Source organism: Microvirga flocculans ATCC BAA-817 (genome assembly GCF_000518665.1).
In the GTDB taxonomy this organism is placed as follows: domain Bacteria; phylum Pseudomonadota; class Alphaproteobacteria; order Rhizobiales; family Beijerinckiaceae; genus Microvirga; species Microvirga flocculans.
The window spans coordinates 125,584-137,881 of record NZ_JAEA01000007.1 but is presented as its reverse complement, the minus strand read 5'-3'; the positions used below and the strand labels follow the sequence as shown (position 1 = coordinate 137,881).

The 12,298-nt window shown below is 63.3% G+C and carries 13 protein-coding genes; 3 read left to right on the top strand and 10 right to left on the bottom strand.

What is annotated here, in order from left to right; all coding sequences use genetic code 11:
• Positions 1-75 precede the first annotated feature (75 nt).
• Positions 76-1,125 carry a helix-turn-helix domain-containing protein gene (locus tag L879_RS0109010; protein WP_027315814.1) on the top strand — a complete coding sequence of 350 codons (1,050 nt, stop codon included), beginning with the start codon at positions 76-78 and terminating at the stop codon, positions 1,123-1,125.
• 114 nt (positions 1,126-1,239) lie between these two features.
• Positions 1,240-3,045 (top strand): translation elongation factor 4, encoded by a 1,806-nt coding sequence (gene lepA, locus L879_RS0109005; protein WP_027315813.1) that lies wholly within the window; start codon positions 1,240-1,242, stop codon positions 3,043-3,045.
• A 33-nt stretch (positions 3,046-3,078) separates the two neighbouring features.
• Here lepA and arsB read toward each other — a convergent pair whose 3' ends face one another.
• From arsB to L879_RS0108975, 6 genes are all read right to left on the bottom strand, one after another.
• Positions 3,079-4,134, bottom strand: a complete 1,056-nt coding sequence (gene arsB, locus L879_RS0109000; protein WP_027315812.1) for an ACR3 family arsenite efflux transporter — start codon at positions 4,132-4,134, stop codon at positions 3,079-3,081.
• Between the two features lie 20 nt (positions 4,135-4,154).
• Positions 4,155-4,682: an arsenate reductase ArsC gene (locus tag L879_RS0108995; protein WP_027315811.1), complete on the bottom strand. Its 528-nt coding sequence runs from the start codon at positions 4,680-4,682 to the stop codon at positions 4,155-4,157.
• The gene (locus L879_RS0108990) at positions 4,675-5,031 is read right to left on the bottom strand and encodes an ArsR/SmtB family transcription factor (protein ID WP_027315810.1); all 357 of its coding nucleotides are present in this window, start codon (positions 5,029-5,031) and stop codon (positions 4,675-4,677) included. Before L879_RS0108990 ends, L879_RS0108995 begins: the two co-directional genes overlap by 8 nt.
• Positions 5,032-5,138: 107 nt before the next feature.
• Entirely contained in the window at positions 5,139-5,564 is a 426-nt protein-coding gene (gene arsC / locus L879_RS0108985) for an arsenate reductase (glutaredoxin) (protein WP_027315809.1), read from the bottom strand.
• 10 nt (positions 5,565-5,574) lie between these two features.
• Positions 5,575-6,861, bottom strand: coding sequence for an HWE histidine kinase domain-containing protein (locus L879_RS21060; RefSeq protein WP_280948945.1), 1,287 nt, complete (start codon positions 6,859-6,861; stop codon positions 5,575-5,577).
• A 150-nt stretch (positions 6,862-7,011) separates the two neighbouring features.
• Positions 7,012-7,605 (bottom strand): hypothetical protein, encoded by a 594-nt coding sequence (locus L879_RS0108975; protein WP_027315808.1) that lies wholly within the window; start codon positions 7,603-7,605, stop codon positions 7,012-7,014.
• A gap of 271 nt (positions 7,606-7,876) precedes the next feature.
• Here L879_RS0108975 and L879_RS0108970 point away from each other — a divergent pair, with 271 nt between their 5' ends.
• Positions 7,877-8,710, top strand: coding sequence for a lytic murein transglycosylase (locus tag L879_RS0108970; RefSeq protein WP_027315807.1), 834 nt, complete (start codon positions 7,877-7,879; stop codon positions 8,708-8,710).
• A gap of 44 nt (positions 8,711-8,754) precedes the next feature.
• On the opposite strand, the gene L879_RS0108965 is transcribed toward L879_RS0108970, so the two are convergent.
• The 4 genes from L879_RS0108965 to L879_RS0108950 all read right to left on the bottom strand — a co-directional run bounded on the left by L879_RS0108965 (position 8,755) and on the right by L879_RS0108950 (position 12,262).
• The gene (locus L879_RS0108965; protein WP_027315806.1) at positions 8,755-9,843 is read right to left on the bottom strand and encodes a TRAP transporter substrate-binding protein; all 1,089 of its coding nucleotides are present in this window, start codon (positions 9,841-9,843) and stop codon (positions 8,755-8,757) included.
• A 193-nt stretch (positions 9,844-10,036) separates the two neighbouring features.
• Positions 10,037-10,210, bottom strand: a complete 174-nt coding sequence (locus tag L879_RS23195) for a DUF1328 domain-containing protein (RefSeq protein WP_027315805.1) — start codon at positions 10,208-10,210, stop codon at positions 10,037-10,039.
• 97 nt (positions 10,211-10,307) lie between these two features.
• Positions 10,308-11,399, bottom strand: coding sequence for an ATP-dependent DNA helicase (locus L879_RS0108955; RefSeq protein ID WP_027315804.1), 1,092 nt, complete (start codon positions 11,397-11,399; stop codon positions 10,308-10,310).
• Positions 11,396-12,262: a DMT family transporter gene (locus tag L879_RS0108950; protein ID WP_027315803.1), complete on the bottom strand. Its 867-nt coding sequence runs from the start codon at positions 12,260-12,262 to the stop codon at positions 11,396-11,398. Before L879_RS0108950 ends, L879_RS0108955 begins: the two co-directional genes overlap by 4 nt.
• Positions 12,263-12,298: the final 36 nt, after the last annotated feature.

Sequence of the window (12,298 nt, the reverse complement as noted above, 5' to 3'; positions counted from 1 at the left end):
GCGACCTGGATCGCGATCAAGGTCGTCCTGAAACGCGTTTTAGGTCATAAGGAGCGTCAGAAAGACGGCCCTCCCATGATTTCCCTGCCCTTGCCCTTCGTCGTCGCCCTCATCTTGCTTCTTCTGTTGGGGCAGATGTTGAGTCGACGCCACGAGGCCCCCCTGAACCTCCCGTTCGTGCTTCTCCTCGGGTTTCATGTCCTGCAATCCGTTCTCGTCGGGCTGCGCTGGAGCTACGGGATGACCTGGCTTCTGCCGATCCAGTCCGTCCTGGCGGCGCTCATCGCGGCCCTGGCTTGGCTTTGTTTCCGCGTGCTCGCGGCACAAGAGAAAGGCCGGGGGCAGTTCCCAATCTGGGTCCACGGCGTTCCCGCCCTGGCCGTCATTACCCTGAGCGTCCTGTGGCCAGACGGAATCGATCTCATGCTGATCGGGACGTTCTTGGGCTATGGAGCTGCCTTGACCCGACTTGCTCTGAGAGGCCCCGACGCATTGAGCCGATCCTCCTTCGAGCAGGTGCTTTCGACCTATGGTGCGCTCTGGGCAACGGCGGCCACCATGATCCTGTCAGCTCTTCTCGAAATCGCGATCTCGATTACCATGAATTCGGGCAACGCATCCTATGCGGGCCTGATCGTTGGGATCGCCAATGTGCTGTTTCTTCTGATTTTGGGAGCGGCGGCCGCCGTGGCCGGGCGAGGTCCCGCCGAGCCGGAATCCGAGCAGGACCTGACCATCGAGTCGGAGGGTCCAGCCCAGGAGAACGTGGATATTGTCGCGCAGCTCGACGACGCCATGCAGACAAAACGTCTCTTTGAGGATCTCGACCTGAACCTGGAGCGCCTCGCCCGCAAGACCCGGATACCCGCCCGTCGGATTTCCACAGCCATCAACCGGGTCAAGGGCCAGAACGTCTCGCAATACATCAACGACCATCGGATCGCGGAGGCCTGCCGCCTTTTGTCTGAGACGGCCGAACCCGTCACCGCGATCATGTTCAAGGCGGGGTTCCAGACGAAGTCGAACTTCAACCGGGAGTTCCGTCGCGTCACGGGCACCTCGCCCAGCGCTTGGAGAGCGGAAGCCTACCTCCGTGAGGGAGAACGCGTGCCTGACCCCGCCTGAACCTTGGCCGGACCTGGATAGACCTTCAGGCTGAGCTCCAGCGACACCGGCCTCCCTTGGCTTTGGGGGCCGCCCCTGCTATTGCGGCCTGAACATTCTTATATTTGCAGTATTATGACCGCACGCACCTTCGACAACATCCGCAACTTCTCCATCGTGGCCCATATCGACCACGGCAAGTCGACGCTCGCCGACCGCCTGATCCAGACCACGGGGGCGCTCTCGGCCCGCGAGATGACGGAGCAGGTGCTCGACAACATGGATATCGAGCGCGAGCGCGGCATCACCATCAAGGCGCAGACCGTCCGCCTGGAATACAAGGCTGAAGACGGCAAGACCTATATCCTGAACCTGATGGACACACCCGGCCACGTGGACTTCGCCTACGAGGTCTCCCGCTCGCTGGCCGCCTGCGAAGGCTCGCTCCTGGTGGTCGACGCCTCGCAGGGCGTGGAGGCGCAGACGCTCGCCAACGTCTACCAAGCCATCGACGCCAACCACGAGATCGTGCCGGTCCTCAACAAGATCGACCTGCCCGCCGCGGATCCGGACCGGATCAAGGAGCAGATCGAAGAGGTGATTGGCATCGACGCGTCGGAAGCCGTGCCGATCTCGGCCAAGACCGGCCTCAATATCGAGGGCGTGCTGGAGGCCATCGTCAAGAAGCTGCCGCCGCCCAAGGGCGACAAGGAAGCGCCGCTCAAGGCGATGCTCGTCGATTCCTGGTACGACGCCTATCTCGGCGTCGTCGTGCTCGTGCGCATCATCGACGGCACCCTGAAAAAGGGCCAGACCATCAAGATGATGGGAACCGGCGCCACTTACGGGGTCGACAAGGTCGGCGTGTTCCGCCCCAAGATGACCGACGTCGAGGTGCTCGGCCCCGGCGAGGTCGGGTTCCTCACCGCATCGATCAAGGAAGTGGCCGATACCCGCGTCGGCGACACCATCACCGACGACCGCAAGCCCACGGCCGAAGCGCTTCCCGGCTTCAAGCCCGTGCAGCCGGTGGTGTTCTGCGGCCTCTTCCCCGTGGATGCTGCCGACTTCGAGAACCTGCGCGCGGCCATGGGCAAGCTTCGCCTGAACGACGCGAGCTTTACCTACGAGATGGAGACCTCAGCCGCGCTCGGCTTCGGTTTCCGCTGCGGCTTCCTCGGCCTCCTGCATCTCGAAATCATCCAGGAGCGCCTGGAGCGCGAGTTCAACCTCGACCTCATCTCCACCGCGCCCTCCGTGGTGTATCACCTGCGCATGCGCGACGGCTCGATCAAGGAGCTTCACAATCCGGCCGACATGCCGGACGTGATGCAGATCGAGGCCATCGAGGAGCCTTGGATTCGCGCGACGATCCTCACCCCCGACGACTATCTCGGCTCCGTGCTGAAACTCTGCCAGGATCGCCGCGGCGTGCAGATCGATCTCAACTATGTCGGCAAGCGCGCCATGGTGGTCTACGACCTGCCGCTCAACGAGGTGGTGTTCGACTTCTACGACCGCCTGAAATCGGTCTCGAAGGGTTACGCCTCGTTCGACTACCACATCTCCGACTACCGCGAGGGCGACCTCGTGAAGATGTCCGTGCTCGTCAACGGCGAGCCGGTGGACGCGCTCTCGATGCTGGTGCACCGCGCCCGCGCCGAAGGCCGCGGCCGCGCCATGTGCGAGAAGCTCAAAGAGCTGATCCCGCCGCACATGTTCCAGATCCCCGTGCAAGCGGCCATCGGCGGCAAGATCATCGCCCGCGAAACCATCCGGGCGCTCCGCAAGGACGTGACGGCCAAGTGCTACGGCGGCGATGCCTCCCGCAAGCGCAAGCTGCTCGACAAGCAGAAGGAAGGCAAGAAGCGGATGCGCCAGTACGGCAAGGTCGACATCCCGCAGGAAGCCTTCATCGCCGCGCTGAAGATGGATACATAACAAATAAAAGGAAGGCCACGGGGCCTTCCTTTTTTATTCCGCCGTCGCGCGAGCTTCGGATCGAACACGTGTCCGCTCGTACCAGCCCTGACTGGCATTGACGATCTTCACCACCGAGAGCATCACCGGGACCTCGATCAGGACGCCCACGACGGTGGCGAGCGCCGCACCCGAATGGAAACCGAAGAGGCTGATGGCGGCGGCGACCGCCAGCTCGAAGAAGTTGCTCGCGCCGATCAGCGCTGATGGGCCGGCGACGCAATGCTTCTCGCCCGCGATGCGGTTGAGCAGATAGGCAAACCCGGCATTGAAATAGACCTGGATCAGAATGGGCACGGCGAGGATCGCGATGACGAGCGGCTGCGCCAGGATCTGCTCGCCCTGGAAGCCGAAGAGCAGCACCAGGGTCGCCAGCAGCGCCACGAGCGACAAGGGCTGGAGCATACGCAGCAGATGTCCGAGAGCGGCCTCCCCGCCCCTCGCCAGCACGAAACGCCGCAGCGCCTGCGCGGCGATCACGGGCAGGACGATGTAGAGCACGACCGACAGAACCAGCGTGTCCCACGGCACCGCGATGGCGGAGATGCCAAGGAGCAGGCCGACGATGGGCGCGAAGGCGAAGACCATGATCGTGTCGTTGAGCGCGACCTGGGAGAGCGTGAAATGCGGCTCGCCCTTGGTCAGGTTGCTCCAGACGAACACCATGGCCGTGCAGGGCGCGGCCGCCAGAAGGATGAGGCCGGCGATATAGGAGGCGATCTCGCCTTCCGGCAGATAGGACCGGAACAGGTATCCCACAAAGAACCATCCCAACGCTGCCATGGAGAACGGCTTCACGGCCCAGTTGATGAAGAGCGTGATGCCGATGCCGCGCCAGTGCCGGCGTACCTCGCCCAAGGCCGCGAAATCGATCTTCACCAGCATGGGCACGATCATGAGCCAGATCAGCACGGCGACCGGCAGGTTGACCCGAGCGAACTCGACCCCGCCGATGACCTGGAACACGCCAGGCATCATATGCCCGAGGGCGATCCCTGCGACGATGCAGAGCGCGACCCAAAGGGTCAGGTAGCGTTCGAAGATGGACATGACCGTTCTCGGAGCAGACGTCAGGAATGATCGAGTTGCAGTGATGTCGCGCCCTCGATCCGCCCGATCTCGCGAAGCTTGTGGTGGAGCGATACGGAATCGAGCTGGCTCAAAGGCAGGTTCAGGAACAGCTCGATGCGGTTGTGAAGATACTTGAAGGCCTGCACGAAGGCCTTTTCCTTCTCGATATCCGGCCCTTCGACGGCGGCAGGGTCTTCGACGCCCCAATGGGCGGTCGCCGGATGCCCCGGCCAGATGGGGCAGGATTCGCCCGCGGCGGAATCGCAGACCGTGAAGATGAAATCCATCTGCGGGGCATCCGGTCGCGTGAACTCGTCCCAGCTCTTCGAGCGATACCCTTGGGAGGGATAGCCATAGGCATCGAGTACCTTCAGGGCGAAGGGATTGACCCTTCCCTTCGGCTGGCTGCCCGCAGAGAAGGCGCGGAAGCGCCCTTCCCCATCCTTGCGCAGGATCCCCTCCGCCAGGATCGAGCGGGCCGTGTTGCCCGTGCAGAGGAACAGGACGTTGTAGATCGGCTCAGCCATGAGCGGATTCCTTCGGTGGACAGCAGGGAGTGAGGTCGGCAATGAGCGGCGCGCAGACCTCCGGCCTGCCGCCGCAGCAATCCCTCAGGATAAACGTCGCGAGGGAGCGGACATGGTCCAGGTCCGCGCGATAGACGATGGACCGGCCGCGACGCTCCGAGCGGACCAGTTCAGCCCGCGTCAGAACCGCGAGATGCGCCGACATGGTGTTGGCGGGCACCGCCAGCTCACGGGCGATATCGCCAGCAGGCATCCCGGCCGGCTCTCGGCGGACAAGCAGGCGGAACACGTCGAGGCGGGTCGGTTGGGCCAAGGCGGCAAGAGTCTGGATGGCTGTCTCTGATTCCATATTTCTAGAAATATGGAATTATTGGCCTCCAGGCAAGCCGAAATTCACTGGCCGTCGGCGAGCCCCGATTGCAGTTTCGAACTCTGTCTCGTCGAATGAAAACGGCCTCAAGCGATCCCGACCCGGCGGCCGGACGCATCCACGACCGGCTCTCCGTCTTCCTTGACGAACTCGCCCTGCTGCGGCGGCAGGATGTCGAGCACCATTTCGGAAGGCCGGCAGAGTCTGACGCCGAGCGGGGTGACCACGATAGGCCGGTTGATCAGCACCGGGTGCGCCATCATGGCGTCGAGGAGCTGGTCGTCGCTCAAGCCTGGATCGCCGAGCCCGAGCTCCTGGTAAGGCGTTCCCTTCTCGCGGATTACGTCGCGCACGGAAAGCCCCATGCGCCCGATGAGCTGGCGCAGGAGCAGGCGCGTCGGCGGGCACTTGAGATACTCGATGATATGCGGCTCGACCCCGGCATTGCGGATCATCGCCAGGGCGTTGCGCGAGGTCCCGCATTCGGGATTGTGGTAGATGATCACATCCATGGCTCGTTCCTCATGAGGCCGTGAGCGGAACCTTGAAGAGGTATTCAAGACCGGCCGGCGCGAAATTCACTTCCATCGTGCCGCCGAGTTCATGGACGACGCTTCTCTCGATCAAGCGCGTTCCGAAGCCTCGGCTCCTGGGCCCGTCGACGCTCGGCCCGCCCTGTTCGCTCCAGCGCAGAACGAGCTGCCGCCCCTCCTGTCCCGCGCCTTCCACATGCCAGGAGATAGAGGTTTGCCCGTCCGCCGTCGAGAGTGCGCCATGCTTGGCCGCATTGGTGGACAGTTCGTGAATGGCCATGCCGAGACTTAAAGCCTGCTGCGGCTTGAGCAGCACATCCTCTCCCTCGATCCGGATTCGCTCTTGCTCCGGGCCGCCTCCGCCGTAAGGGGACAGCTCGGCCTCGAGAATATCCCTGATCGAAGCGCTTTCCCATAATGTCTGGGTCAGGATGTTGTGCGTCGCCGAAAGCGCCAGGAGACGGGCCATAAAATCCTTCTGGATGTCGGCAGGATTCTTGCTGCTACGAAAGGTCTGAACGGCAAGGGACTGCACGGTCGCGAGCGTATTCTTGACCCGGTGGTTGAGCTCGTGGAGCAGCAGGTTCTGGCGCTGCTCCGCCCGCTTGCGCTCCGTGATGTTCAGGCAGGCGCCCACCATGTAGAGGGGCCTGCCCTCCCCGTCATGGACGCCGCGCCCGCGATCATAGATCCATCGTTCCTCTCCGTCGGGAAGCACGATCCGGAATTCGATCTCGGACGGGACCCTGTCGACGATGGCCTGAGCGGTTGCCCGTCTGACTCTCTCCCGGTCGCGCGGATGGATCAGCGCCAGGAACTCCTCCAGATTCCGCGGAGGCAACCGCTCGCCGAGACCGACGACGTTGGCCATGGCCGGATCCCATTCGACGGCATCGCTTTTGATATCCCACCGCCACGTGCCGGTATTCGAGGCTTCGAGCGCCGCCAGGAGCTTCTGCTGCGCCGTCTCGAGGCGCTCGACGGCGCGCCGCATCGCGGTCGCCGTCAGAACCATCAGGAAGGCCGATAGGACATAAAAAAAGGCGCTCGTGACGCTGGTGACGGAGACAGGCGCGAAGCTGAACCTGGGCTCGACGAAGATGTATTGGGCTGTTGCCGCACTCAGCAGGATCGCCAGTAGACCGGGCCCGAACCCACCGATCACGGATGCCAGAAGCACGGCTGGGAACATCGTGATGTAAGGGGTCATCGGCCCGATGGCGGGTTCCAAAGCCAAGCGCGCAAGCGTCGCAAGGACGACACAGCCGACGGACACACCGTATGCCAGCGACGAACCGGCTGGGACGAGTTTGGTGTAACGAGTCAGCAAGATACCGGCTTTGGCAAGAGAAAGGGCGAGACAAACCTTCTACACGAAACTCGATCTTGCAAGAAGGATCCACGCATGATGCGCGGCTTCCTAAGCTCACTCTCTGCAGGCCGCCGCGCCCTGCACCTTCAAGCGCATCCATAAATTCCTGATCAGGATATTGTAATCCTCGGGTGTCTCGACCCCGGAGAGAGAGAGTTCGAGCACCCATTCCGGCGAAAGCGGCATAATGAGAGTTTCGACCGTCATGGAATGCGAGGCAGAGGGAAGGTTGGCGTCGATCCAGGTCGCCGACCATCGCGCGCCCCCGGCACCGGGTGTCAGGGAAACCGATTGCGCAGGACGCCCGAGAAGCTCCTCGTAATCATTCTGCAGCACGGCGGCGTCGCGGCTGACGAGGTCGGGCCGCGGCACATGGCGCAGCGCCTCTGCCGAACGCAGGCCGACGGAAATTTCGGCACGAGTGAGCGCCGCTGTCAGCCCCTGCGGGCTCGCGCGCCATTCATCGGGCAGGGCGAAAGCGAAGCAGAGATCCGATCCGGCCGTGCCTTGCACAAAGGTCTGCCGGGTGGCCGGATCGAACCGTGCCTCGACCGGTTCCGCCACCATGGGGCGGTCGGGCAGCCCGGCAGCGCGTGGCGCAGAGACCCGGCCCGCAGCCGAGGATGCGTTCTGCAGAGAAGTGCTCATCGGCTCAAGCCGAAAAGAGGGAGCCTCTGTCGGAGCCGATGCACACGAGACCTGCGAATTCAGTACGACGCCGAAAAGAGCCAACGCGGCAACCTTGCAGGCCCGTGCACCCCGGTGTGTAACACTGCGCACCATCGCCTCCAGCCGTAACAGCTTCCTTTTCATGGCAACGCACGCGAAGCGCAGCGGTTTCCCCGCAACGGCAACGGTCTTGAGTTGTCGGCACCGAGCCCTACCTCGCTCAGGAACGGAATGAACCTGGAGAGATTTCATGCAGGCCTTCATGCGCGCCTCCTTTCTTGCTGCCGCCCTGGTCGCGGCCGGTCAGGCGACGGCGGCAACCTGCCGCGATCCGGCGGGGTTCGAGAAATGGCTCGACGACATCGGGCAGGAAGCGGTGGCGCAGGGTATTTCGCCGGAGGCCGTCAGGCGTAGCCTGTCCGGCGTCACGTTCGACCAGACCATCATCAGGAAGGATCGTGGCCAAGGCGTGTTCAAGCAGAGCTTCGAGCAGTTCGCCGGCCGCATGGTCTCGCCCGCGCGGCTCAAAGGCGGCGCGAGCATGCTCAAGCGCCATGCGGCAACCCTCAACCGCATCGAGCAGCGCTATGGCGTACCCGCACCCGTTCTCGTCGCGATCTGGGGGCTGGAGACCGATTTCGGCGCAGTGAAGGGCAACCTGCCCGTCATCCGCTCGGTCGCAACCCTCGCCTATGATTGCCGCCGCTCGGATTTCTTCACGGCTCATCTCTTCGATGCCATGCGGATCGTAGACCGGGGAGATCTTTCGCCCGCCGAGATGCGCGGCGCCTGGGCAGGCGAGATGGGGCAGACTCAGTTCATGCCGTCGAACTATGTCAGATACGCCGTCGACTTCGACGGCGACGGACGCGCCGATCTTCTGCACAGCCCGGTCGACGTGCTGGCGTCGACCGCCAATTATCTCAAAAGTCACGGCTGGGTGAAAGGCGGCGACTGGCAGCCGGGCTCCCCGAATTTCGAGGCCATTCGGGCCTGGAACAAGTCGCAGGTCTATGCGCGGACGATCGCCTTTTACGCTTCGAAGCTTGCCAACGGCGACACATCGGCCACGGCGAGCCAATGACCTGAAAAGAAAGGCGGGCCCTGAAGCCCGCCTTTCTCATTTGATCATCCGCGGGCGCGGGCGCGGACCATGAAGGTGTCGTAGGCGTATTCGGCCACCTGGAACCAGAGGTACTCCTCGTTCCGGAACGCCTTGTAGCTGTCATAGAGCGTCTTGAATTCCGCGTTCTTGGCCGAGAGATCGTCATAGAGCTCGTTGGCGGCCTTGTAGGCCGCCTCCATGATCTCCTGCGAGAACGGACGCAGCTGCGCGCCACCGGCGACCAGGCGGCGGAGGGCGCCAGGATTGCCTGCATCGTACTTCGCCTGCATGTCGGCATTGGCATAACCCGATGCCGCCTTGAGCGCCGCTTGATATGCCTTCGGCAATTCGTTCCATTTCTGCAGGTTGATGAAGAAATGGATGGCCGGGCCGCCTTCCCAGAAGCCGGGATAGTAGTAGTAAGGCGCGACCTTCTGGAAGCCGAGCTTCTCGTCGTCGTAAGGTGCAACCCACTCGGCGGCGTCGATGGTGCCGCGCTCCAGCGCCGGGTAGATGTCGCCCCCGGAGATCTGCTGCGGCACGACGCCGAGCTTCTGCATGACCGTGCCGGCAAGACCCGCAATGCGCATCTTCAGGCCCTTCAGATCGTCGACGGTCTTGATCTCCTTGCGGAACCAGCCGCCCATCTGCGCGCCGGTATTGCCGCCCGGCAGGGCATAGAAATTGTGCTTGGCATAGAACGCGTTCAGCAGCTCGTTGCCGCCGCCATGGTAGAGCCACGCATTCATCTGGCGGGAATTGAGACCGAACGGCAGGGTCGTTCCGATGGCGAAGGTCGGGTCCTTGCCGACATAGTAATAGGAGCAGGTATGCGCCATCTCGACGGTGCCGCTGCCGACCGCGTCGGCCGCCTGCGGCGTGCCGACGATCTCACCGGCCGCGAACGACTGAATCTGGAACTTCCCGTCGGTCGCCTCGAAGACGTATTTCGCCAGGGTTTCCCCGGTTCCGAACAGGGTGTCGAGCGACTTCGGGAAGCCCGAGGTCATGCGCCAGCGGATCTCCGGATTGGATTGGGCGATGGCGGGCTTGGCGATGGTTCCTGCGGCGGCGCCAAGGGTGGCGGCTTGGAGGAATGAACGACGTTTCATGGGCGTCCCTTTCGTAGGTTTGCGTTTCAAGACGTGTCTGAGACAGAAAATTTCATCTCGACGCGCCCAAACGCAAAAAGTTGAGGAGCCCCTATAGCGAGCCTCAGGAAAGAAGGCAGGCCTGCCGGAGCAGGGACTTCATGCGTTCAGCGCATGAGTCGCAGCCCGCGAAGGGAGGGATCGGGAATGATCCCTAGAACATCAGCTCTCCCGCGCCCCAGGCGATCAGGATGAGGATGAGGAAAGCAAGGAGGAAGAGGGCGAACAGGACCTTGGCGATGCTGCGTGCCCCGGACGCGACTCCCGTAAAGCCCAGTGCGCCCGCGACGAGGGAGACCACGAGGAAGATCAGAGCCCATTTCAGCATGTCCGCACCCTGCCAATCGTTCAGTGACAGAAGACATAAGCGCTCAAGCTTGATCCGGTTCCGGTCGCGGATGTGGAGCGGGGCCGGCGGGTGCGGCTCAGATCACGACCGTAATCTTTTCCGCCGCCCGCGTCAGGGCGGTGTAGAGCCAGCGGCTGCGATGCTCGCGGAAGGCATAGGATTCGTCGAAGAGCACGAGATTGTCCCATTGCGAGCCCTGGGCCTTGTGCACGGTCAGCGCATAACCGTAAGTAAACTCGTCCGACTCCTTGCGGAGGACGAAGGGAACCTCCTCTTCCGTGCCCTCGAAGAACGCTTTGTGGACGGCCACCTCGACCGACCGGCGGCGCGCATCGTCGTCGGGCACCACATCCATGCGGACGAAGTCGTTGCGGATGCCGCGAAGGGCCTGGATGGACCAGGTGCCGCCGTTGAGCAGCCCCTTGGTCTTGTCGTTGCGCAGGCACACCAGCTTCTCGCCCGCCGCCGGCATGGGATCGCGATAGCCGTTCAACTCACGCAGGCGCGTGTTGTAGAGGCGCCGCGTCTTGTTGAGGCCGACGAGAACCTGATCGGCCGCCATGACGGCGGCGGCATCGATCTCGCGGCGGCGGATGATGCGGCTCTCGCCGTACGAGCCGGCATCGAGGCGTCCGCCCTCGCGGACCGTCATCGACAGATGAATGATGGGGTTGTCCCGCGCCTGGCGATGCACCTCGGTGAGCATCACGTCGGGCTCCCCCTCCGTGAAGAAGCCCCCGCCCTTGACGGGCGGCAGCTGCGCCGGGTCTCCCAGCACCAGAACAGGTTGCCCGAAGGACAGAAGGTCGCGCCCCAGCTCTTCGTCCACCATCGAGCATTCGTCGATGACGATCAGGTCGGCCTTGGCAGCCGGGCTCTGGCGGTTGAGAACGAATTGCGGTCCGTTCTCGTCCGATTCCCGCGAGCGATAGATCATGGAATGGATGGTGGAGGCATCCGTGCAGCCCTTGGTGCGCAGCACGAGCGCGGCCTTACCCGTATAGGCCCCGAAGGCCACCTCGCCATCCACATGCTCGGCGATGTGCTTGGCGAGCGTCGTCTTGCCGGTTCCGGCATAACCGAAAAGCCGAAACACCTGACGGTCGCCGCGGCGCAGCCAATCGGCGACGGCCTTGAGGGCGGCATCCTGTTGCGACGACCAGCTCATGCGGACCTCGCCTCGCGATGCAGGGAATAGAGAAGGCCGAGGATGATGCACCCGCTGCCCAGGAAGACGAAGGGGTCGAGAGGCTCGCCATAGAACTGCCAGCCGACGAGAGCGATCAGCGGGATGCGCATGAAGTCCAGGGGAACCACCATCGTCGCATCGCCCCGGCGGTAGGCGTTGGTCAGGAAATAATGGGAGAGGAGACCGCCGAGGCAGATGCCGGCGAGAGGCAGGAGATGAACCTTCTGGATCTCGAGCCAGAAGGCCCGGCTCACGCCGGCAAGGTTCATGGGAAGCTGAATCAGATTCATGAAGAAGAGGATCGAGAAGGTGCTCTCGGTCATCGTAAGGCGCTTGGTCATGATCGCCACGAGAGCGAAGCTGAAGGCGACCCCGAGCATGAGCAAACCGGCCGGCTGCAAGCTTTCCAGCCCCGGCCGCAGGATCACGAGGATGCCGATGAAACCGAGCACGACGGCAACCAGACGGCCTCTCGTCATCCTCTCCTTCAGCAGCGGAATCGCCAGCAGCGCGACCCAGGCCGGTGTGGTGAATTCCAGCGCGAAGACCGTCGCGAGCGGCAGAAGCGTGAGACCGAAAGCCCACCCATCCGTTCCCGCGAAATGCAGGACGTTGCGAGCCAGGTGCAGCCCGAAGCGACGCGGCTTCAAGCCGGGCCTCAGCTCCGGCCTGAGGAGCGCGAGGGCGAGCAGGATCAGGACACCGGCGGCATTGCGGACGGCCAGCATCTCGAAGATCGAGAAGGAGGGCGCAAGCGCGCGCACCGCGATCGCTGTTGCGGAGAAGGCGAGAAGCGCACCGGTCATCCAGAGGACGACGGCGAGGATGCTGCGATGAGGCACGGCGGACCAACGAAGTGAATGCCTTCTCCGATTACC

Coding starts and splice junctions, on each gene's coding strand:
- L879_RS0108970 (WP_027315807.1), top strand. CDS start 7,877: ATGCAGGCCTTCATGCGCGCCTCCTTTCTTGCTGCCGCCCTGGTCGCG.
- L879_RS0108975 (WP_027315808.1), bottom strand. CDS start 7,605: ATGAGCACTTCTCTGCAGAACGCATCCTCGGCTGCGGGCCGGGTCTCT.
- L879_RS0109010 (WP_027315814.1), top strand. CDS start 76: ATGATTTCCCTGCCCTTGCCCTTCGTCGTCGCCCTCATCTTGCTTCTT.
- lepA (WP_027315813.1), top strand. CDS start 1,240: ATGACCGCACGCACCTTCGACAACATCCGCAACTTCTCCATCGTGGCC.
- arsC (WP_027315809.1), bottom strand. CDS start 5,564: ATGGATGTGATCATCTACCACAATCCCGAATGCGGGACCTCGCGCAAC.
- L879_RS0108965 (WP_027315806.1), bottom strand. CDS start 9,843: ATGAAACGTCGTTCATTCCTCCAAGCCGCCACCCTTGGCGCCGCCGCA.
- L879_RS23195 (WP_027315805.1), bottom strand. CDS start 10,210: ATGCTGAAATGGGCTCTGATCTTCCTCGTGGTCTCCCTCGTCGCGGGC.
- L879_RS0108990 (WP_027315810.1), bottom strand. CDS start 5,031: ATGGAATCAGAGACAGCCATCCAGACTCTTGCCGCCTTGGCCCAACCG.
- L879_RS0108955 (WP_027315804.1), bottom strand. CDS start 11,399: ATGAGCTGGTCGTCGCAACAGGATGCCGCCCTCAAGGCCGTCGCCGAT.
- L879_RS0108995 (WP_027315811.1), bottom strand. CDS start 4,682: ATGGCTGAGCCGATCTACAACGTCCTGTTCCTCTGCACGGGCAACACG.
- arsB (WP_027315812.1), bottom strand. CDS start 4,134: ATGTCCATCTTCGAACGCTACCTGACCCTTTGGGTCGCGCTCTGCATC.